This window comes from Streptococcus penaeicida, from assembly GCF_002887775.1.
Classification (GTDB): domain Bacteria; phylum Bacillota; class Bacilli; order Lactobacillales; family Streptococcaceae; genus Streptococcus; species Streptococcus penaeicida.
In genome coordinates, this window is the sequence record NZ_LOCM01000006.1 from 56,953 (window position 1) to 77,408 (window position 20,456).

Annotated in this window: 21 protein-coding genes and 2 pseudogenes; 22 read left to right on the forward strand and 1 reads right to left on the reverse strand. The window is 38.4% G+C overall.

Going from position 1 to position 20,456, the window contains the following annotated elements; all coding sequences use genetic code 11:
• Positions 1 to 16: 16 nt before the first annotated feature.
• The 6 genes from gatC (at position 17) to AT575_RS00970 (ending at position 5,455) form a co-directional block, all read left to right on the forward strand.
• Positions 17 to 319: an Asp-tRNA(Asn)/Glu-tRNA(Gln) amidotransferase subunit GatC gene (gatC, locus tag AT575_RS00945; protein ID WP_102776756.1), complete on the forward strand. Its 303-nt coding sequence runs from the start codon at positions 17 to 19 to the stop codon at positions 317 to 319.
• A complete protein-coding gene (gatA, locus tag AT575_RS00950; RefSeq protein ID WP_102776757.1) occupies positions 319 to 1,785 on the forward strand; it encodes an Asp-tRNA(Asn)/Glu-tRNA(Gln) amidotransferase subunit GatA in 1,467 nt (488 codons plus the stop codon). The genes gatC and gatA overlap by 1 nt, the downstream gene beginning before the upstream one ends.
• Positions 1,785 to 3,224 carry an Asp-tRNA(Asn)/Glu-tRNA(Gln) amidotransferase subunit GatB gene (gene gatB / locus AT575_RS00955; RefSeq protein ID WP_102776758.1) on the forward strand — a complete coding sequence of 480 codons (1,440 nt, stop codon included), beginning with the start codon at positions 1,785 to 1,787 and terminating at the stop codon, positions 3,222 to 3,224. The genes gatA and gatB overlap by 1 nt, the downstream gene beginning before the upstream one ends.
• 138 nt (positions 3,225 to 3,362) lie before the next feature.
• A complete protein-coding gene (locus tag AT575_RS00960; protein WP_102776759.1) occupies positions 3,363 to 4,040 on the forward strand; it encodes a phosphoribosylaminoimidazolesuccinocarboxamide synthase in 678 nt (225 codons plus the stop codon).
• A 179-nt stretch (positions 4,041 to 4,219) separates the two neighbouring features.
• Complete coding sequence (locus tag AT575_RS00965) at positions 4,220 to 5,155, forward strand: DMT family transporter (protein ID WP_102776760.1); 936 nt, start codon at positions 4,220 to 4,222, stop codon at positions 5,153 to 5,155.
• Between the two features lie 63 nt (positions 5,156 to 5,218).
• Complete coding sequence (locus AT575_RS00970) at positions 5,219 to 5,455, forward strand: GlsB/YeaQ/YmgE family stress response membrane protein (protein ID WP_102776761.1); 237 nt, start codon at positions 5,219 to 5,221, stop codon at positions 5,453 to 5,455.
• Positions 5,456 to 5,780: 325 nt separating this feature from the next.
• Here the strand turns inward: AT575_RS00970 and AT575_RS00975 are convergent, their stop codons facing one another.
• Positions 5,781 to 5,984: a cold-shock protein gene (locus AT575_RS00975; protein WP_102776762.1), complete on the reverse strand. Its 204-nt coding sequence runs from the start codon at positions 5,982 to 5,984 to the stop codon at positions 5,781 to 5,783.
• Positions 5,985 to 6,425: 441 nt separating this feature from the next.
• On the opposite strand from AT575_RS00975, the gene AT575_RS00980 reads away from it, so the two are divergent.
• The 16 genes and pseudogenes from AT575_RS00980 (at position 6,426) to fabD (ending at position 20,451) form a co-directional block, all read left to right on the forward strand.
• Positions 6,426 to 6,692, forward strand: coding sequence for an ACT domain-containing protein (locus AT575_RS00980; RefSeq protein ID WP_102776763.1), 267 nt, complete (start codon positions 6,426 to 6,428; stop codon positions 6,690 to 6,692).
• A 14-nt stretch (positions 6,693 to 6,706) separates the two neighbouring features.
• Entirely contained in the window at positions 6,707 to 8,044 is a 1,338-nt protein-coding gene (locus tag AT575_RS00985; RefSeq protein ID WP_102776764.1) for a PFL family protein, read from the forward strand.
• 95 nt (positions 8,045 to 8,139) lie between these two features.
• Positions 8,140 to 8,289: a CsbD family protein gene (locus tag AT575_RS00990; RefSeq protein WP_102776765.1), complete on the forward strand. Its 150-nt coding sequence runs from the start codon at positions 8,140 to 8,142 to the stop codon at positions 8,287 to 8,289.
• 150 nt (positions 8,290 to 8,439) lie between these two features.
• The gene (locus tag AT575_RS00995; RefSeq protein WP_102776766.1) at positions 8,440 to 9,147 is read left to right on the forward strand and encodes a histidine phosphatase family protein; all 708 of its coding nucleotides are present in this window, start codon (positions 8,440 to 8,442) and stop codon (positions 9,145 to 9,147) included.
• Entirely contained in the window at positions 9,137 to 9,892 is a 756-nt protein-coding gene (locus AT575_RS01000; protein WP_102776767.1) for a M15 family metallopeptidase, read from the forward strand. Before AT575_RS00995 ends, AT575_RS01000 begins: the two co-directional genes overlap by 11 nt.
• Positions 9,889 to 10,473 carry a glucosaminidase domain-containing protein gene (locus AT575_RS01005; RefSeq protein ID WP_102776768.1) on the forward strand — a complete coding sequence of 195 codons (585 nt, stop codon included), beginning with the start codon at positions 9,889 to 9,891 and terminating at the stop codon, positions 10,471 to 10,473. Before AT575_RS01000 ends, AT575_RS01005 begins: the two co-directional genes overlap by 4 nt.
• Before the next feature lie 135 nt (positions 10,474 to 10,608).
• Positions 10,609 to 11,643: a heat-inducible transcriptional repressor HrcA gene (gene hrcA, locus AT575_RS01010; protein WP_102776769.1), complete on the forward strand. Its 1,035-nt coding sequence runs from the start codon at positions 10,609 to 10,611 to the stop codon at positions 11,641 to 11,643.
• A gap of 23 nt (positions 11,644 to 11,666) precedes the next feature.
• The gene (gene grpE / locus AT575_RS01015) at positions 11,667 to 12,221 is read left to right on the forward strand and encodes a nucleotide exchange factor GrpE (RefSeq protein ID WP_102776770.1); all 555 of its coding nucleotides are present in this window, start codon (positions 11,667 to 11,669) and stop codon (positions 12,219 to 12,221) included.
• A 117-nt stretch (positions 12,222 to 12,338) separates the two neighbouring features.
• Positions 12,339 to 14,165 carry a molecular chaperone DnaK gene (gene dnaK / locus AT575_RS01020; protein ID WP_102776771.1) on the forward strand — a complete coding sequence of 609 codons (1,827 nt, stop codon included), beginning with the start codon at positions 12,339 to 12,341 and terminating at the stop codon, positions 14,163 to 14,165.
• Positions 14,166 to 14,538: 373 nt separating this feature from the next.
• Positions 14,539 to 15,677 (forward strand): annotated as a pseudogene (dnaJ, locus tag AT575_RS01025) (molecular chaperone DnaJ).
• 158 nt (positions 15,678 to 15,835) lie between these two features.
• Positions 15,836 to 16,627, forward strand: coding sequence for an enoyl-CoA hydratase (locus AT575_RS01030; protein WP_102776772.1), 792 nt, complete (start codon positions 15,836 to 15,838; stop codon positions 16,625 to 16,627).
• 73 nt (positions 16,628 to 16,700) lie between these two features.
• Entirely contained in the window at positions 16,701 to 17,135 is a 435-nt protein-coding gene (gene fabT, locus AT575_RS01035; RefSeq protein WP_102776773.1) for a fatty acid biosynthesis transcriptional regulator FabT, read from the forward strand.
• On the forward strand, positions 17,135 to 18,109 hold the full coding sequence (locus tag AT575_RS01040) for a beta-ketoacyl-ACP synthase III (protein ID WP_102776774.1): 975 nt from the start codon (positions 17,135 to 17,137) through the stop codon (positions 18,107 to 18,109). Before fabT ends, AT575_RS01040 begins: the two co-directional genes overlap by 1 nt.
• 62 nt (positions 18,110 to 18,171) lie before the next feature.
• Entirely contained in the window at positions 18,172 to 18,396 is a 225-nt protein-coding gene (locus AT575_RS01045; protein WP_071793834.1) for an acyl carrier protein, read from the forward strand.
• A 135-nt stretch (positions 18,397 to 18,531) separates the two neighbouring features.
• Positions 18,532 to 19,511: pseudogene (gene fabK, locus AT575_RS01050) on the forward strand (enoyl-[acyl-carrier-protein] reductase FabK).
• A 13-nt stretch (positions 19,512 to 19,524) separates the two neighbouring features.
• Complete coding sequence (fabD, locus tag AT575_RS01055; RefSeq protein WP_102776775.1) at positions 19,525 to 20,451, forward strand: ACP S-malonyltransferase; 927 nt, start codon at positions 19,525 to 19,527, stop codon at positions 20,449 to 20,451.
• Positions 20,452 to 20,456: the final 5 nt, after the last annotated feature.

Here is a 20,456-nt window from a genome sequence, read left to right on the forward strand (position 1 = left end):
GAACTAAGGAGAAATGATGAAAATTTCTGAAGAAGAAGTGCGCCATGTAGCCACTCTATCAAAATTAACATTTTCTGATCAAGAAACCAGTGAATTTGCCACTACTTTGACAAAAATTGTTGAAATGGTTGAATTACTGAATGAGGTTGATACAGAAGGTGTTGCTATTACAAGTACGATGGCTGACCGTAAAAATGTGATGCGTCAAGATGTCGCACAAAAAGGAACTGAACGTAACTTGTTATTTAAAAATGTCCCTCAACATGAGAATAATTATATTAAAGTACCTGCCATTCTAGAAGATGGAGGAGATGCCTAATGTCATTGAATACAAAAAATCTATCTGAACTTCATGAAATGTTGGTGGCTAAAGAAATTTCGGCTAAAGAATTAACAATTTCAACGATTGAAGATATCAAAAAACGTGAAGAAAGTATTGGCTCTTTCATTACTATTGCTGAAGAAACAGCTTTAGCCCAAGCTCAAGCTATTGATGAAAAAGGAATCGACGAATATAACATCCTTTCAGGTATTCCACTTGCGGTTAAAGATAATATCTCAACCAAAGGCATCTTAACGACTGCAGCTTCAAAAATGCTTTACAATTATGAGCCAATTTTTAACGCGACAGCCATTGAAAATGCTCTTAACAAGGATATGGTCGTGATTGGGAAAACCAACATGGACGAATTTGCCATGGGTGGCTCTACTGAAACCTCATATTTCAAAAAAACCAAAAATGCTTGGGATCAAACCAAAGTTCCAGGTGGTTCTTCAGGAGGTTCAGCTACAGCTGTCGCTTCGGGTCAAGTTCGTTTATCACTAGGTTCTGATACGGGTGGCTCCATTCGTCAGCCAGCAGCTTTTAATGGAGTTGTTGGGATGAAACCAACATATGGAGCTGTATCTCGATATGGACTTATCGCTTTTGGTTCTTCATTAGACCAAATTGGACTATTTTCACAAACTGTTGCAGAAAATGCTCATTTATTAAATGCCATTGCCAGTCCTGATGCCAAAGATTCAACCTCAGCGCCGGTTCGAGTAGCAGACTACACTAGCAAAATTGGTCACGATATCAAAGGCATGAAGATAGCTTTACCTAAAGAATATCTTGGTGAAGGAATCGACCCACAAATTAAAGAAAATGTCTTGGCGGCTGCTAAACAATTCGAAAAATTAGGTGCTATTGTGGAAGAAGTAAGCCTTCCGCACAGTAAATATGGCGTTGCAGTTTATTATATTATCGCCTCATCAGAAGCATCTTCCAACTTGCAACGTTTTGATGGTATCCGTTATGGTTTCCGTGCAGAAAATGCAAACAGTTTAGATGATATTTACGTTCAAACTCGTAGTCAAGGCTTTGGTGATGAAGTCAAACGCCGAATCATGCTTGGAACCTTTAGTTTATCCTCAGGTTACTATGATGCTTACTTCAAAAAAGCAGGTAAAGTGCGTACTCTAATTATTGAAGATTTTGCCAAAGTTTTTGCTAACTATGACTTAATTATCGGCCCAACAACACCTTCAGTTGCCTTTGGTTTAGATACCCTCAATCATGATCCAGTATCTATGTATCTAGCGGACCTATTAACCATTCCAGTCAACTTAGCAGGACTTCCAGGGATTTCTATTCCTTCTGGTTTTGCAGATGGTTTACCAGTTGGCTTACAATTGATTGGACCAAAATATAGTGAAGAAACCATCTACCAAGCTGCCGCTGCCTTTGAAGCGACAACAGATTACCATAAACAACAACCGCTTATTTTTGGAGGTGACAAGTAATGAATTTTGAAACAATTATTGGACTCGAAGTTCACGTTGAACTTAACACCAACTCCAAAATTTTCTCACCATCATCAGCCCATTTTGGGCAAGATGCTAACGCAAACACCAATGTTATTGACTGGTCATTCCCTGGCGTTTTACCAGTCATTAACAAAGGTGTTATTGATGCGGGAATCAAAGCTTCGCTGGCCCTCAATATGGATATCCATAAAAACATGCATTTTGACCGCAAGAATTATTTCTACCCAGATAATCCCAAAGCTTATCAAATTTCCCAATTTGATGAGCCAATCGGATATGATGGTTGGATTATGATTAAACTGGAAGATGGCACTGAGAAAAAAATCAGAATCGAAAGAGCTCATCTAGAAGAAGATGCAGGTAAAAATACTCATGGAACAGATGGCTATTCTTATGTCGACCTCAACCGACAAGGTGTACCATTAATTGAGATTGTCTCAGAAGCTGATATGCGTTCTCCTGAAGAAGCTTATGCCTATTTAACAGCTCTTAAAGAAATCATTCAATATACTGGTATTTCAGATGTCAAAATGGAAGAAGGTTCAATGCGTGTTGATGCCAACATTTCCCTTCGACCATATGGCCAAAAAGCTTTTGGAACAAAAACGGAATTAAAAAACCTTAACTCCTTCTCTAATGTCCGTAAAGGACTGGAACATGAAGTCGAACGTCAAGCGAAAATTCTCCGTTCAGGCGGCATTATCCGTCAAGAAACACGCCGTTATGATGAGGCCAATAAAGGAACTATCTTAATGCGGGTTAAAGAAGGGGCTGCTGATTACCGTTACTTCCCAGAGCCAGATCTACCATTATATGAAATTGATGATGCATGGATTGATCAAATGCGTTCTGAATTACCAAAATTCCCAGCGGACCGGCGAGCAGAGTATGTGTCACAATTAGGTCTTTCTGACTATGATGCCAGCCAATTAACAGCAACAAAAGCACTATCAGACTTCTTTGATAAGGCAGTAGCGCTTGGAGGAGATGCGAAATTAGTCTCTAACTGGTTACAAGGTGAAGTTGCACAATTCCTCAATTCAGAAAATCAACGGATTGATACTATTGCTCTAACTCCAGAAAATCTAGTAGAAATGATCCAATTAATTGCGGATGGCACTATTTCTTCTAAAATTGCCAAAAAAGTTTTCGTACACTTGGCTAAAAATGGTGGTTCTGCCCGTGAATACGTGGAAAAAGCTGGTTTAGTTCAAATTTCTGATCCAAATGTCTTGATTCCAATTATTCACCAAGTCTTTGCTGACAACGAAGCTGCAGTAGCAGACTTTAAATCAGGCAAACGGAATGCAGACAAAGCTTTTACAGGTTTCTTGATGAAAGCAACCAAAGGGCAAGCCAACCCACAAGTGGCTCAACAACTCTTAGCTCAAGAATTACAAAAATTATTAGATTAAAAAGAAAGCTTAGTCTTTCTTTTTTTGCCCTTTATCTGATAAATGTTCGTTTTTTACTATTGATATCAAGAAAAATATTGAAAAAAAGATAAAAAGTTATATAATTAAAGAACAATACAAGAAAAATTGGAGACAATTATGGAAAAAATTTATAGCGGAAAGACCAAAGATGTATTCTCAATTGACGAGCAAACAGTTCTTTTGCATTTTAAAGACGATGTAACCGGTAAAGATGGCGTCTTTGATCCAGGTGAAAACCAAGTTGGCCTACAAATTGAAGGAGCTGGTCGTTCAGCAGTTTCAATGACTAAATTCTTCTACGAAAAACTGAATGCTTTAGGACTAAATACTCACTTTGTTTCAGCTGACGTAGATAAAAACGAAGCGATTGTTCGCAAAGCTAAGGTTTTTGGAAAAGGACTTGAGGTTATCGTCCGTTACCGTGCCGTTGGTTCCTTTATCCGTCGCTATGGCGACTATATTGAAGAAGGAACAGTCATTCCTCCTTACGTTGAAGTTACCTTGAAGGACGATAAACGTAATGATCCACTAATCACGGCTGACGCATTAGATACCTTGAATATCTTAAGTCTCGCTCAATATGATGAATTAGCTAATCTTGCTCGCCAAATTGGTCAAGTTGTTAAAGATGAACTTGCCAAAAAAGATTTAGAATTATATGATATTAAATTTGAATTTGGTGAAATTGATGGCAAAGTGGCTTTAATTGATGAAATCTCTGGAGGCAATATGCGTGCCTATAAAGACGGCCAATATATCCAACCGCTTGAATTAGAAAAACTATTATTAGGTTAATCCAAACGAATGGGTTCTGCCGACTTCCTCAATTGTGCGCCGTTGCATCTAACAATTGGGTGGTCAGAAGCTCCCATTTTTTTGATTTTAAAAAATAATGAAAACCCTCCCAAAAACATCTATCAATCTTTTCCTAACTATGTTACACTAAGATTAGTTTTTGAAAAGAAAGGAATGTTATGTCCAAAAAATGGAGTGGAAGTATTATGGTTTTATCGGCAGCCACAGCCTGGGGGATTTCAGGTGTGTCTGGTCAATATCTAATGAGCCATGGTATTCACGTTGACTTATTAACCTCATTACGTTTGTTGCTCTCAGGGCTTTTTTTGTGCGGTCTGGCTTTGATGACTCAAAGAGATCATTTTAAAGTTATCGTCAAACAACCCAAGCTTTTGTTTGCTATTTTGGTCTTTGCCATATTTGGGTTATTAATGAACCAATATGCCTATCTCAATGCTGTTCAATTTACCAATGCAGGGACTGCAACGGTCTTACAGTTTTTGTCACCAATTTTTATTTTGCTTTATGTCTCCTTGACGGAAAAACGCAAACCCTCTGTTACGGAATGTGTTGCTATGGTTTTAGCTATCTTAGGAACCATCATTATGGCTACACACGGCAACTTGTCTCAATTAGCCATCACACCTAAGGGCTTGTTCTGGGGTTTACTTTCAGCTATAACTGCAGCCCTCTATATCATCATTCCAGCTCGACTCATTGAAAAATGGGGGAGTTTGGTCATTATTGGCCTTGGTATGCTTTTTGCCGGTGGCTTTTTCCCCCTTGCGACACAAGCCTGGCAACATCCCCTGTCGCTAACAGGGGATAATCTAATAGCCTTGTTTGGATTAATTGGAGTCGGAACTATCTTTGCTTACACCATCTTTCTTAAAGGTACTGCCCTTGTGGGACCTGTTAATGGGAGTTTACTTTCATCAGTAGAACCAGTCGCCTCAGTAGCTTTTGCTATTCTCCTCCTAAAAGAAGTCTTCTATCCCATTGATCTTTTAGGGATGGCCTTGATATTAGCCTCAGTTTTATTAATTTCTTATCGTGATTGGATTATCATGCGTAATGTTAAACGGATTGATGAGGATGATAAGTTACCAATATAAAACAATTGACTTTGCTTTTACTAACATTGTGTTATAATATGGAAAAACGAAAAGGAGTTCGTTATGATTGGATCATTAATTGTTGGCGCTATCATTGGGATGATCGCCGGTAGAATTACTGAAAAGGGTGGTCAAATGGGTTGTTTTGCTAATATTGCAGCCGGATTATTTGGTTCCTATGTTGGGCAACGGATTTTTGGAGATTGGGGACCGCATTTAGCAGGAATGGCTCTTGTTCCATCTATCATCGGTGCATCATTAGTCGTTGTCGTTGTATCTTATTTAGTAGGCAGAAAATAATGAGTCCACAGAAGTGGACTTTTTCTTTTAGAATATTTGCTGTATTTGTCACTTTCTACTTGAAAAGAGAAGGATTTAGGAATATGTCATGGCAAAAGAGGTATTATTATGGAAATTTTCATGATCATATTATTTATTCTGCTGGTTATTGTCCTTCCTAACTGGACTTAGTATAAAGTCTACTAATACCACAAAAAATATTGATGCCTTTATCGAAAAAGATAGAGCTAGGGGCAAGGAGTCTGCTCTTTTTCATCGTGAGCTTAAATAAGATAAATAATTAGACGAAAAAAGAACCCTAGCGCGCTAGGGTTCTTCATGTTAATTAACCAATTTTAGTGATGTTAGTTGCTTGAAGACCACGTTGACCTTGTTCAACATCAAATTCAACTTTTTGACCTTCGTCTAAAGTTTTGAATCCATCAGTTTGGATTGCTGAGAAATGTGCGAATACATCAGCACCATCTTCTTGAGTGATAAAGCCGAAGCCTTTTTCTGCGTTAAACCATTTTACTGTTCCTTGAGCCATTTTGAGTTACCTCTTTTATTATTATTTGTAAAAAAAATCTTAAAGAGATAAAACATAGTTAAAACTGATACTTTGACTCAAAAAACTTATTTACACTCCTTAGTCTAACAGAATAAAAAGATAAGTCAATGATAAAAAGCAAATAAGTAAAATTAATCTTTGGTTAACCAGGTTGAAAAGTCACAAAAGCACCCATTTCGACTTGAACTTGAAAGGGTGCTAGTTTTATTAGCAACAATAAAATTGTCTTATCTTTTTAATCTGTTGCTTCAAGCCTATTATAGGAGAGTATTATTGAAAGAGCTTGTCAGTTAGGTAACAAATAAGGCCAACTTTGAGATAGTTGACATCAATTTGTAACTAACTAGTGCTAACTCTTGATATGTCTAGTATAATGCCTACAATTGTGATAAAATGTAACAAATAAAAGGAGGTGCTTTCATGAAAGCAATCATTACAGTTGTTGGTAAGGACAATAAAGGAATTGTCGCTGGGGTATCTGGGAAAATTGCTGAATTAGGGTTGAATATCGATGATATTTCACAAACGGTTCTAAGCGATTATTTTACCATGATGGCTCTTGTATCAAGTGAAGAGAAAAAAGACTTTAGTCAATTACGGGAAGAATTCACTGCTTTTGGTGAAAGCCTTCAAGTTAAAATTAATATTCAAAGTACGGCTATCTTTGATGCTATGCACAATTTATAAGGAGATTGCAGTTCATGGACATTAGACAAGTTTCTGAAACAATTGAAATGATTGAAGAGCAACATTTCGATATCCGTACTATTACAATGGGGATTTCTCTCTTAGACTGTATCGATCCAGACATTGATAAGGCAGCAGAAAAAATTTATCAAAAAATCGTCTCTAAAGCTGGTAACCTTGTTGCAGTTGGTGATGAGATTGCGGCTGAGTTGGGAATTCCAATTGTTAATAAACGGGTTTCTGTCACTCCAATCGCTCTAATTGGTGCAGCGACAGATGCTAAGGATTACCTTCCTTTAGCCAAAGCTTTGGATAAGGCTGCCCATGAAATCGGTGTCGATTTTATTGGTGGTTTTTCAGCTTTAGTTCAGAAGGGCTACCAAAAAGGTGATGAGATCCTGATTAATTCTATTCCAAAAGCGCTAGCTGAGACCGACAAGGTCTGCGCTTCCGTTAATATTGGTTCAACCAAGTCAGGCATTAACATGTCTGCGGTCGCTGATATGGGACGGATCATAAAAGAAACAGCTCAAGAATCTGATTTAGGGGCTGCTAAATTAGTTGTTTTCGCGAATGCTGTTGAAGATAATCCATTTATGGCCGGTGCTTTTCACGGTGTTGGTGAAGCAGATACGGTAATCAACGTGGGTGTTTCTGGACCTGGTGTCGTGAAACGGGCACTGGAAAAAGTTCGTGGTGAGAGCTTTGATGTTCTAGCTGAAACGGTTAAGAAAACGGCCTTTAAAATTACGCGGATTGGTCAACTGGTTGGTCAGATGGCTAGCGAACGACTTGGAGTCAAATTTGGGATTGTCGATTTATCTCTTGCCCCGACACCTGCTGTTGGCGATTCTGTTGCCCGTGTGTTAGAAGAAATGGGTCTGGAAGCTGTCGGTACTCATGGTACAACGGCTGCCCTTGCTCTTTTAAATGATGCTGTTAAAAAAGGTGGCGTTATGGCCTGCAACCAAGTAGGTGGCTTATCTGGTGCCTTTATTCCTGTTTCTGAAGATGAAGGAATGATTGCAGCAGTTCAAAGTGGTGCTCTAAATTTAGAGAAACTAGAAGCAATGACGGCCATTTGTTCTGTCGGCTTGGATATGATTGCTATTCCGGAAGATACGCCTTATCAAACCATTGCTGCTATGATTGCAGATGAGGCGGCGATTGGTGTTATCAATCAAAAGACAACTGCTGTTCGCATTATTCCAAAAGGTAAAGTAGGAGAAATGATTGAGTTTGGCGGTCTTTTAGGAACAGCTCCTGTCATGGCAGTTAATCAGAATTCTTCAATTGATTTTATTGCGCGTGGCGGTCAGATTCCGGCTCCTATCCATAGCTTTAAAAACTAATTAGTCACTATTTAGACTGTCAGAGATTCCAGTTTTTCCTTGAGCTATTTTTTGAATCATGCTATCATTTAGAAAAATAAGAAGGAGGCTTTATTATGACAGAAGAAAAATTTGATCCAAAGTTTGAAGAAGTTAAAGGCAGTGCTAAAGAGGCTGCTGGGAAAGTCCTCGGCGATAAAAAGTTAGAAGTTGAAGGTTTGATTGAAAAAGAAATTGGAAAAATCAAACAAGAAGATGACAAATAAGTCATAATTGGAAAGTGACATCACATTGTGGTGTCCTTTTTTTGCATGATAGTCTTAGATTAGGTAAGTAATAGTAGCGTGTGGCTTTCCTTGTCTCTTAAGCTAAAATCATGCTATAATCTTAATAAGTAGAGATTATGGAGGTTGACAATGACTAAAACCAGATTATATATTGCTCGTCATGGAAAAACCATGTTTAATACCATTGGTCGTGCTCAGGGCTGGAGCGATACGCCATTAACTAAAAAAGGCGAAGAAGGAATTCGTGAATTAGGGTTAGGTTTAAAAGATGCGGCTATCCCTTTTAAAGCAGCTTTTTCAAGTGATTCAGGGCGGACCATGCAAACCATGGAAATTATTCTCCGTGAGTCGGAAAATGAGTTTCTCCCATATACTAGAGATAAAAGAATACGTGAATGGTGCTTTGGCAGTTTGGATGGTGCCTATGACGCGGAGCTTTTTATGGGTGTTTTACCCAGAACAAAAGCCTTTGAAGGTAAAAATAACATGCGTGAAGTTCCGTATTCAGAGTTAGCTGAAAGTATTGTCGAAGTTGATACAGCTAACTGGGCTGAACCTTGGGATGTACTTAAAAAGAGAATATATGATGGTTTTGAAGCCATTGCTTTATCCATTGAAAATTCTGGCGGAGGTAACGCCATCGTTGTTAGTCATGGGATGACTATTGGTACTTTTATGTATCTTATTGATTCTAATCGTGAAAAACAATTTATTGATAACGGTAGTGTTACGGTTGTTGATTTTGAGGATGGTAAGTTCCAGATTAAGGCCATAGGTGATATGAGTTACCGTTATCGTGGTCAAGAAATAATAGAAAAAATGTCTCATGAAAAATAATAAAATTTTACTCATTTTGTTACAGCTTTTTGCCTTAGTATTATTTGCTTTCTGCCTCTATGTTTTTATTAAAGGTGATCGTAATATCATTAACCCAAAACAGGCAGTGGCTAGTCAATCTGTAGTCAAGAAAAAATCAAAATCTACTAGCAAAGCAGCTAGTGATTTACCGAAACTTTCTACTAAAGATTGGCAATTGGTTTTAGTTAATCGTGATCATCCTAAGGATGAAATGAATCCTAAACTTGCGGATATCAATGGTATTTATGTCGATGCTCGGATTGCGGAGGCGGTCACTAATTTTTTAGCGGCAGCTCAGGCTATCGACCCGCAAGAACACCTCATCTCGGGTTATCGTAGTGTTGACTATCAAGCTCAGCTATATCAAGGGTATGTCGATCAAGAAATGGCCAATGACCCTAGTTTAACGCAAGAAGCTGCTGAAAAACTTGTCCAAACCTATTCACAGCCTGCAGGCTCTAGTGAGCATCAGACTGGTTTAGCGATTGACATGAGTACAGTTGATTTACTCAATCAGAGTGACCCTGCAGTGGTTAAGCAAATTGTAGATATGGCTCCTGAGTATGGTTTTGTTCTTCGTTTTAAGGAAGATAAGAAAGATAGTACTGGTGTCGGTTATGAGGATTGGCATTACCGTTATGTCGGAAAAAAAGCTGCTGCCTATATGACCAAACATAATCTTTCATTAGAAGAGTTTATTAAAGCTTTGAAGGAGAATGAATGAGAGTTCGATTGAAATTACCCCTATTCTTGGGATTGGTTTTCTTGTTCCTATTAGGACTTGTTTTTCCGCTTATCAAAAATGCCCATTCCAATCAGGCTTACGAAACAGTGGCAGTTCCTTACTCAGAAAAAGAATTTATCGCCCAAATTGGCCCAGTGGTTAAGCCTTATGCTGAGACGTACGGTGTTCGACCATCAGTGATTATTGGTCAGATTTTATTGGAAAGTCAAAGTGGACAAACCTTGCTAGCTTCTCGTTATCACAATTTATTTGCCATGCTAGCAGGACCTGGTCAGGCCTCTGTTCAACTAATCAGTTCACGACCAGTTGCTCAAAATCCAGAAAATTCCTTGTTGCGATTTTCTCGCTACAATGATTGGGAAGCTTCGATTTCTGATTATTTTGTTACATTGAGAAAAGGGCAAGTGTGGGATCAGCAACTTTATCGTCAATTAGCCACTCAAGAGGGTTATAAGGCACCTGCACAAGCTTTAGAGGATTATATTTATGCCTATGACAAAGATTATTCTAATAAACTCATCAAGGTGATAGAAGATAATGATTTAACGCGATTTGATTAAAATTAGCACTCTTTTTATAAGAGTGCTAATTTTTTGTGTTTTTCGCTTGACACTTATTTTAGAAGGAGTATAATGGAATTATAAGTTAGCAGTCTAACTGTTTGAGTGCTAAATGCCGAAAGGGGTGATTGGTTAGTGATTACTGAGCGTCAAAATGACATTTTGAACTTGATTGTCGACTTGTTTACGCAAACCCATGAACCTGTCGGATCAAAAGCATTGCAATCTAGTATTGAAACAAGTAGTGCAACCATTCGTAATGAAATGGCTAAGCTTGAAAAGTTAGGTCTTTTAGAAAAAGCCCATACGTCAAGTGGACGGATGCCAAGTCCAGCTGGCTTTAAATATTTTGTTGAGCATTCCTTAAGTTTAGATAGTATCGATGAACGAGATGTCTATCAATTAGTGAAAGCATTTGATTTTGAAGCATTCAAATTGGAAGACATTCTTGCCAAAGCTAGTCAAGTTCTAGCTGATATTACTGGTTTTACTGTTGCGATTCTCGATGTTGAACCTGCTCGACAAAAATTGACAGGTTTTGAGATAGTCCAATTGTCCAATCATGATGCTTTAGCTGTACTTAATTTAGATGATTCTAAACCCATGACAGTTCAATTTGCGATTCCCAAAAATTTCTTAAGCAGAGATCTGCTCCGCTTGAAAGAAGTTGTAGATGAACGCCTTGTGGGACGAGAGTTGATTGATGTTCATTACAAGTTGAGGACAGAAATTCCACAGGTCTTGCAAAAATACTTTACGGTCACCGACAACGTTATCGATTTATTTGACTATATCTTTAAAGAACTCTTTAAAGAAACAGTCTTCGTGGCTGGTAAGGTGAATGCTCTAGATTATGCAGAGTTAAAGACTTATCAATTTTTAGATGATGAACAAGGTTTAGCTTTGACCATTCGTCAAGGGATGGCTGAAAACGAAATGGCTACGGTTCAAGTGGCAGATAGCAGTGAGCCTGCACTTGCTGATTTGAGTCTTCTAACTTATAAATTTCTGATTCCTTATCGTGGATTTGGTTTAATGAGTTTGATTGGACCGATTGATATGAATTATCGCCGAAATGTCAGCTTGATAAATGTGATTGGCCGTATTTTAGCGGTTAAATTAAGAGACTACTATCGTTATTTAAATAGTAATCATTACGAAGTGCATTAGAAATAGAGAAAGAGGTTGAACAAGTGTCTACAAAACATGAAGAAGATATTCAAAAAGAAGAAATGGAAGATGTTAATTCAGCATCAGAAACTGAAATGACTGAAGAAGCTTCATCTGAACCGGAAATAAAAGAAACTGAAAAATCAGAACTTGAATTAGCCATACAGAAGGCTGATGAATTTGAGAATAAGTTCCTTAGAGCGCATGCGGAAATGCAAAATATCCAACGACGTTCAAATGAAGAACGTCAAACCTTACAACGTTACCGTTCACAAGATTTGGCTAAAAAAATTCTTCCAAGCTTAGATAACTTAGAGCGGGCACTTGCTGTTGAAGGTCTGACCGATGATGTTAAAAAAGGTTTAGAGATGGTCCAAGAAAGTCTCATTAATGCTTTGAAAGAAGAAGGCATTGAAGAGGTAGTGTCTGAAACTTTTGACCATAATTTGCATATGGCTGTGCAAACATTGCCAGCTGATGATGACCATCCTGCTGATACAATTGCAGAAGTTTTCCAAAAAGGCTATAAGCTGCATGAGAGACTTTTGAGGCCAGCAATGGTTGTTGTTTATAACTAATTTTGGTGACTGCGCAGCGATTGCGAAGGCACTGAGCTCAAAAAGAAAACACAAAACTTCGACCGCCAAGTCGTTAAACTAGACTAGTATAAGAAAAATTAAAAAGGGGTATTACACATGTCTAAAATTATTGGTATTGACTTAGGTACAACTAACTCAGCTGTAGCAGTTCTTGAAGGAACTGAAAGCAAAATTATTGCAAATCCAGAAGGTAACCGCACAACACCATCTGTTGTTTCTTTCAAAAATGGTGAAATCATTGTTGGTGATGCTGCTAAACGTCAAGCAGTAACAAACCCTGATACCGTAATTTCCATCAAATCAAAAATGGGAACTTCTGAAAAAGTAGCTGCTAACGGTAAGGAATATACACCGCAAGAAATTTCAGCTATGATTCTTCAATATCTTAAAGGTTACGCAGAAGACTACCTTGGTGAAAAAGTAACTAAAGCTGTTATCACTGTTCCTGCATATTTTAACGATGCACAACGTCAAGCAACTAAAGATGCTGGTAAAATTGCTGGTCTTGAAGTAGAACGTATTGTCAACGAACCAACTGCAGCTGCTCTTGCTTATGGTATGGACAAAACTGATAAAGACGAAAAAATCTTAGTATTTGACCTTGGTGGTGGTACTTTTGACGTTTCAATCCTTGAATTAGGTGATGGTGTCTTTGACGTTCTTGCAACTGCAGGAGATAACAAACTTGGTGGGGATGACTTTGACCAAAAAATTATTGATTTCTTAGTTGAAGAATTCAAGAAAGAAAACGGTATTGACCTTTCTCAAGATAAAATGGCTTTACAACGTTTGAAAGATGCTGCTGAAAAAGCTAAAAAAGACCTTTCTGGTGTTACTCAAACGCAAATTAGCTTACCATTTATCACTGCCGGTGCAGCTGGTCCCCTTCACTTAGAAATGTCACTTTCACGTGCTAAATTTGATGACTTAACACGTGACCTTGTAGAACGTACTAAAGTTCCAGTTCGTCGCGCCCTTTCAGATGCTGGTTTATCATTATCTGAAATTGATGAAGTTATCCTTGTTGGAGGTTCAACTCGTATTCCTGCAGTTGTTGAAGCTGTTAAATCTGAAACAGGTAAAGAACCTAACAAATCAGTTAACCCTGATGAAGTTGTAGCTATGGGTGCTGCTATCCAAGGTGGTGTTATTACTGGTGATGTTAAAGACGTTGTTCTTCTTGATGTTACACCGTTATCACTTGGTATCGAAACAATGGGTGGTGTCTTCACTAAGTTGATTGACCGTAACACTACAATTCCAACATCTAAATCTCAAGTCTTCTCTACAGCAGCAGACAACCAACCAGCCGTTGATATCCATGTTCTTCAAGGTGAACGTCCAATGGCAGCAGATAATAAAACACTTGGTCGTTTCCAATTAACGGATATCCCAGCTGCTCCTCGTGGAATCCCACAAATTGAAGTAACGTTCGATATCGATAAAAATGGTATTGTTTCAGTAAGAGCTAAAGACTTAGGCACTCAAAAAGAACAACATATCGTTATCAAGTCAAATGATGGTCTTTCTGAAGACGAAATCGATCGTATGATGAAAGATGCAGAAGCAAATGCAGAAGCAGATGCTAAACGTAAAGAAGAAGTTGATCTTAAAAACGAGGTTGACCAAGCTATCTTTGCTACTGAAAAAACGATCAAAGAAACTGAAGGTAAAGGCTTCGACACTGAACGTGATGCTGCTCAATCTGCACTTGATGACTTGAAGAAAGCTCAAGAATCAGGTAATCTTGAAGATATGAAAGCTAAACTTGAAGCGCTTAATGAAAAAGCACAAGCTTTAGCAGTTAAAATGTACGAACAAGCTGCAGCTGCCCAACAAGCAGCACAAGGTGCTGAAGGTGCTCAAGCTACAGACTCAGCAAATAACGATGACGTCGTAGATGGTGAGTTTACGGAAAAATAAAAATGTCTAGCAGACATTTTTATCCCGAGCCTTGAAACAAAAAAGCGAGGCCATTCAGTGAATGGTTTTAGCCCCGAACCTAGAAAGAAAACGTAAGGGAAAAATCAGGTGGACAAAGCTTTTTGAAAAAACATTTCAAAAAGCTTACCTTACAAATAACTAAATTCAGAGGTTTTGCCAGACCTCTGTTTTTGGCTAAATTAAATGTCAAATTGCTGACATCAAACTATTTCAAGAAAGGAATGATAGTGTTCTAACTGAACACGGGCTACGGACTGTGACAAAAAGATAGTTTTTCCTAGGACGCAAGTCGTCCAACGTCAAAACTCCTATTTTGTCTTTGTCCGTTTGACGCCCTTTGTATCTTAATATTATGAACAATACTGAATTTTATGAGCGTTTGGGGGTGTCTAAGGATGCTTCTGCAGACGAGATAAAAAAAGCATATCGGAAGATGTCTAAAAAATATCATCCTGATATCAATAAAGCTACTGATGCGGAACAAAAATATAAAGATGTTCAAGAAGCTTATGAAACTTTAAGTGACTCACAAAAACGGGCTGCTTATGATCAATACGGTGAAGCTGGAGCACAAGGTGGTTTTGGTGGAGGTGCCGGTGGATTTGGCGGCTTTGATGGGTCTGGTTTTGGTGGCTTTGAAGACATTTTTTCAAGTTTCTTCGGCGGTGGCGGGGGATGCGTAACCCTAATGCACCACGTCAGGGCGATGACCTGCAATACCGTGTCAACTTGAGCTTTGAAGAAGCAATCTTTGGTGTTGAAAAAGAAGTGTCTTACCATCGTGAAGCAAGCTGTCACACTTGTGATGGCTCAGGAGCAAAACCAGGAACTAGCCCAGTAACGTGTGGACGCTGTCATGGTGCGGGGGTCATCAATGTAGACACGCAAACACCGCTTGGTATGATGCGTCGTCAAGTTACCTGTGATGTTTGTCATGGAAGTGGACAAGAAATTAAAGAACCTTGTCAAACTTGTCACGGTACTGGCCATGAGAAGGAAACGCATAAGGTTTCAGTCAAAATTCCAGCAGGTGTTGAAACTGGTCAACAAATTCGTCTTCAAGGTCAAGGTGAAGCAGGTTATAATGGCGGACCTTATGGTGATTTATTCGTTGTTTTAAACGTTTTACCTAGTCAAAAATTTGAACGCAATGGTTCAACTATCTACTACACTTTAAATGTAAGCTTCGTACAAGCCGCTCTAGGGGATACAGTGGATATTCCAACTGTCCATGGTGATGTTGAAATGGCAATTCCTGCCGGTACTCAAACGGGTAAAACTTTCCGTTTGAAAGGTAAGGGAGCACCAAAATTACGTGGTTCAGGCCAGGGTGATCAACATGTAACCATTAATATTGTGACCCCAACTAAATTGAATGAAAAACAAAAAGAAGCCCTTCATGCATTTGCGGAGGCGAGTGGTCAAGAAATCAAATCGCCTAAGAAAAAAGGTTTCTTTGACAAAATGAAAGATGCTTTAGATGATATTTAAAAGGACTAACTTGGATTAATTCCAAGTTAGTTTTTTTATTTTTAACATTTTTCTTGCAGAATTAAAAAAACTATTGTAAAATGTATAACAGATTTAGTTTGATAATCAAATAACTTTTCATTAAAACTATTTTTTGATAAAACAGAAAGAAGGAACTAATGACTTTTCAGACAATTCTCTTAGAAAGTGTCGATGATACAGCAATCCTAACACTAAATCGACCGCAAGTATCCAATGGCTTTAACATTCCCATGTGTCAGGAAATACTAGAGGCTATTGATTACGTTACTCAAAATGATCAGCTCCATTTTCTGATTTTCAAAGCGACCGGAAAAGTATTTTCAGTCGGTGGAGATCTGGATCAAATGGAAAAAGCAGTTAGTAATGATGATGTTCAGTCGCTTGTAGATATCGCTAAGCTGGTTCAGGAGATTTCGATAGCCATTAAACAATTACCTAAGCCGGTCATCATGTGCGCCGATGGAGCTGTCGCTGGCGCAGCAGCCAACATAGCTCTAGCAGTTGATTTTTGTCTGGCAAGCACTCAAACGAAATTCATCCAAGCTTTCGTCAATCTAGCCTTAGCTCCAGATGCAGGCGGTCTTTACCTCCTAACACGAGCTGTTGGTTTAAATCGAGCCACTCATTTGGTTATGACTGGGGAAAGTGTTAGCGCTGAAAAGGCACAGGATTATGGCTTTGTGTATCGTGCAGTGGAAACTGATAAAATGGACAAAACCCTTAACCAACTTTTAAAAAGGTTAAGAAGAGGTTCAACCAATTCTTATGCTGCTATGAAAGCACTTGTTTGGGAAAGTTACTTTAAAGGTTGGGACGATTATGGAAAACTAGAACTTGAATTGCAAGAAGAGCTAGCTTTTAAAGAGGATTTCAAGGAAGGTGTTCGAGCTTTCTCAGAAAGACGGCTACCACGTTTCCAAGGCAAGTAAGGTAAAGTCTTGCAAAAAACTTTGGTCTTTGATATAATTTGACTGTCAAAGTTTATTGTTAGGAGGTGTTAACTTGGAATATACAGAAATTAATGAATACCTAGTGGATGTTTTTAATCGGATTTTAGTTATTGAAGAAATGAGTTTAAAAACTAGTCAATTCAAGGATGTTTCTCTTAAAGAGATGCATACCATTGAAATTATAGGGAAATTTAAAGACGTAACGCCAAGTGATATCGCCCGTGAATTGATGGTGACCTTAGGAACCGTAACAACCAGTCTTAATAAGTTAGAATCAAAAGGCTATATTGAGAGAAGACGTTCAAGTTCTGACCGTCGCGTCGTTTACTTAAGCTTGACAAAAAAAGGAAGACTCTTAGATCGTTTACATGCTAAATTCCATAAAAATATGGTTGGGCATGTTACAGCAGACATGGATGATGAAGCCATGAAAGCATTGCTAAGAGGCTTGAAAAATCTACATCAATTTTTGGAGGACTTAGTTTAATGCCTTATTCCAAAATTAGTCAAGTTGCTCATTATTTACCTGAGCAAGTGGTTAGTAATCAAGCCTTGACTGATATATTAGATACAAATGATGAATGGATTTCTTCTAGGACAGGCATTAAAAATCGTCGTATCTCTCAAAATCAAAGCACCAGTGACCTAGCCAGTCAAGTCGCTCTGCAATTACTTGAAAAGTCAGGAAAAGAAGCAGAAGTTATCGACTTTATCATTGTTGCAACAATCTCAGCAGATAGTATAATGCCTTCGGTAGCAGCTAAAGTACAAGCAACCATCGGAGCGACAAATGCCTTTGCTTTCGATTTAACAGCGGCATGTAGTGGTTTCGTCTTCGCCTTGGCTATGGCCGATAAATTGATCTGCTCAGGAGCTTATGGTAATGGTCTTGTAATCGGAGCAGAAACGCTTTCTAAAAGTTTAGATTGGACCGATCGGTCGACGGCTGTTCTTTTTGGAGATGGAGCTGGCGGAGTGTTGCTAGAATCGTCTGAACAAAAGCATATTTTAGCAGAGTCCTTGAACACTGACGGTAGTAGAGGATCATCTCTGACATCAGGCCAGAACAGCTTGAATTCACCTTTTTCAGAAAAGAGTGACAGTGACCCCTTCATCCATATGGATGGACGAGCAATCTTTGATTTCGCAATTCGTGACGTTTCAAAAAATATCAAGCAATTGATTGAAGACTCAGGACTGGAAAAAGATGAGATTGATTATTTCTTGCTTCATCAAGCCAATCAACGGATCCTTGATAAGATGGCCCGAAAGATAGCTTGTCCCCGTGAGAAATTTTTAGAAAATATGATGGACTATGGGAATACCAGTGCAGCAAGCATTCCAATTCTCTTATCAGAGTCTGTCGCAAAAGGATCTATTTTATTAGATGGTAGCCAAGTTGTCTTGTTCTCCGGTTTCGGTGGAGGTTTGACTTGGGGAAGTCTAATTGTTAAAATTTAGTTATATCATGTGCTTAGCACATTTATAAAAAATAAAAAAAGAAACATTTAAGGAGAAATACAATGTCAGTATTTGAGAAAGTGCAAGAAATTATCGTTGAAGAACTTGGTAAAGAAACAGAAGAAGTAAAAATGGAAACAACATTTGATGACTTAGACGCAGATTCTTTAGATGTCTTCCAAGTTATCTCAGAAATTGAAGATGCATTTGATATTCAAATCGAAACTGAAGAAGGTTTGAACACTGTAGGCGACTTAGTTGCTTACGTTGAAGAAAAAACAAAATAAGCCTTTTATTTAAAAAGATTATTTATATCATATCATTGAGGGTGAGATTAGCCCCTGTCAAAAGGACCTAACTCACTCTTTCTTATTTCTATATAGTTTGATAATCAAATTAATTTAAGGCAAGAAAAGGACACTATGAAAACACGTATTACAGAGTTACTAGGAATTGAATACCCAATTTTCCAAGGAGGAATGGCCTGGGTTGCTGATGGGGATTTGGCAGGGGCCGTTTCAAACGCAGGGGGCTTAGGTATTATTGGTGGCGGAAATGCACCAAAAGAAGTGGTCAAAGCAAACATCGACCGCGTTAAATCTATTACTGATAAGCCTTTGGTGTTAACATTATGCTCTTGTCACCTTTTGTTGATGATATTGTTGATTTGGTCATTGAAGAAGGTGTTAAAGTTGTTACAACAGGAGCTGGCAACCCAGGAAAATACATGGAGCGATTACATGATGCTGGTATAATGGTTATTCCAGTTGTTCCAAGTGTAGCCTTGGCTAAACGTATGGAAAAACTAGGTGTTGATGCCGTCATCACAGAGGGTATGGAAGCAGGAGGTCACATAGGTAAACTGACCACCATGACTTTAGTTAGACAAGTTGTAGATACGCTTGCAATTCCTGTTGTTGCTGCTGGTGGTATAGCTGATGGACATGGTGCAGCGGCAGCCTTTATGTTAGGTGCTGAAGCAGTTCAAGTTGGGACACGATTTGTTGTTGCCAAAGAGTCAAATGCCCATCAAAACTTTAAAGATAAAATCCTCAAAGCAAAAGATATTGACACTGTAGTATCCGCTCAGGTTGTAGGCCATCCTGTCCGTGCTTTAAAAAACCGACTTACTTCAGCCTATTCTAAAGCTGAAAAAGAATTCTTAGCTGATAAAAGAACAGCTCAAGATATTGAAGAAATGGGCGCTGGAGCACTTCGGATTGCAGTTGTGGATGGAGATGTGGTCAATGGTTCCGTTATGGCTGGTCAAATTGCCGGTTTAGTGGAAAAAGAAGAGAGTTGCCAAGCCATTATTGAGGATATTTTCTATGGAGCTGCCGAGGTTATTCAGGCCCAAGCAGAACGATGGAATAACGTTAAAAGAAACAAAAACAAATTGTAGATGAGGTTGTCAAATGACAAAATTAGCACTATTATTTGCAGGTCAAGGGGCTCAAAAGCTTGGAATGGCAAGGGATTTTTATGATGCCTACCCAATTGCTAAAGAGACATTTGAGCAAGCTAAAGAGATTTTAGGTTATGATTTACGTCAACTAATTGATCATGACGGCGAAAAGTTAAATCAAACGCGTTTCACACAACCTGCCATTTTAACAACATCAATAGCTATCTATCGGGTTCTTGAATCTTATGATATCAAACCTGATATGGTAGCAGGTTTATCATTGGGGGAATATTCAGCATTAGTAGCATCAGGTGCTATTTCCTTTGAAGAAGCTTTGAAATTGGTGGCCAAACGTGGTCAGTTTATGGAAGAAGCGGCTCCAGCTGGAACAGGTAAGATGGTAGCTGTCTTAAATACACCAGCTAGTCTTATCGAAGACATTTGTCAAAAGGCTTCTGCCAAAGGCATCGTTTCACCTGCAAATTACAATACTCCGGGTCAAATTGTTATCGGAGGAGAGATTGAAGCTGTCAATGATGCTCTTGAACTCCTAAAAGAAGCTGGTGTCAAACGACTGATTCCTTTAAATGTTTCTGGTCCTTTTCATACAGCACTTCTTGAAACAGCCAGTCAAAAACTAAGTGAAGAATTAAAAATGATCTCCTTTAATGAATTTGACTGTCCACTAATTGGTAATACTGAAGCTGAACTAATGATGAAAGAGGATATTCCTCAACTCTTAGCTCGGCAAGTCAAAGAGCCTGTTAGATTTTATGAAAGTATTAAAAAACTTCAAGAGAGAGGTTGCGACCAAGTTATTGAAATTGGTCCTGGAAGTATTTTAAGTGGCTTTATTAAAAAAATAGATAAAAACTTAAAAACAACTAGTATTGAAGATATTTCTTCATTGCGACACTATTTAGAAGGTAGGAATTAAGGTAA

Bases quoted from the DNA above. Each gene is read 5' to 3' on its own strand.
- gatC (WP_102776756.1), top strand. From the start codon at position 17: ATGAAAATTTCTGAAGAAGAAGTGCGCCATGTAGCCACTCTATCAAAA.
- gatA (WP_102776757.1), top strand. From the start codon at position 319: ATGTCATTGAATACAAAAAATCTATCTGAACTTCATGAAATGTTGGTG.
- gatB (WP_102776758.1), top strand. From the start codon at position 1,785: ATGAATTTTGAAACAATTATTGGACTCGAAGTTCACGTTGAACTTAAC.
- AT575_RS00960 (WP_102776759.1), top strand. From the start codon at position 3,363: ATGGAAAAAATTTATAGCGGAAAGACCAAAGATGTATTCTCAATTGAC.
- AT575_RS00965 (WP_102776760.1), top strand. From the start codon at position 4,220: ATGTCCAAAAAATGGAGTGGAAGTATTATGGTTTTATCGGCAGCCACA.
- AT575_RS00970 (WP_102776761.1), top strand. From the start codon at position 5,219: ATGATTGGATCATTAATTGTTGGCGCTATCATTGGGATGATCGCCGGT.
- AT575_RS00975 (WP_102776762.1), bottom strand. From the start codon at position 5,984: ATGGCTCAAGGAACAGTAAAATGGTTTAACGCAGAAAAAGGCTTCGGC.
- AT575_RS00980 (WP_102776763.1), top strand. From the start codon at position 6,426: ATGAAAGCAATCATTACAGTTGTTGGTAAGGACAATAAAGGAATTGTC.
- AT575_RS00985 (WP_102776764.1), top strand. From the start codon at position 6,707: ATGGACATTAGACAAGTTTCTGAAACAATTGAAATGATTGAAGAGCAA.
- AT575_RS00990 (WP_102776765.1), top strand. From the start codon at position 8,140: ATGACAGAAGAAAAATTTGATCCAAAGTTTGAAGAAGTTAAAGGCAGT.
- AT575_RS00995 (WP_102776766.1), top strand. From the start codon at position 8,440: ATGACTAAAACCAGATTATATATTGCTCGTCATGGAAAAACCATGTTT.
- AT575_RS01000 (WP_102776767.1), top strand. From the start codon at position 9,137: ATGAAAAATAATAAAATTTTACTCATTTTGTTACAGCTTTTTGCCTTA.
- AT575_RS01005 (WP_102776768.1), top strand. From the start codon at position 9,889: ATGAGAGTTCGATTGAAATTACCCCTATTCTTGGGATTGGTTTTCTTG.
- dnaK (WP_102776771.1), top strand. From the start codon at position 12,339: ATGTCTAAAATTATTGGTATTGACTTAGGTACAACTAACTCAGCTGTA.
- AT575_RS01030 (WP_102776772.1), top strand. From the start codon at position 15,836: ATGACTTTTCAGACAATTCTCTTAGAAAGTGTCGATGATACAGCAATC.
- AT575_RS01040 (WP_102776774.1), top strand. From the start codon at position 17,135: ATGCCTTATTCCAAAATTAGTCAAGTTGCTCATTATTTACCTGAGCAA.
- AT575_RS01045 (WP_071793834.1), top strand. From the start codon at position 18,172: ATGTCAGTATTTGAGAAAGTGCAAGAAATTATCGTTGAAGAACTTGGT.
- fabD (WP_102776775.1), top strand. From the start codon at position 19,525: ATGACAAAATTAGCACTATTATTTGCAGGTCAAGGGGCTCAAAAGCTT.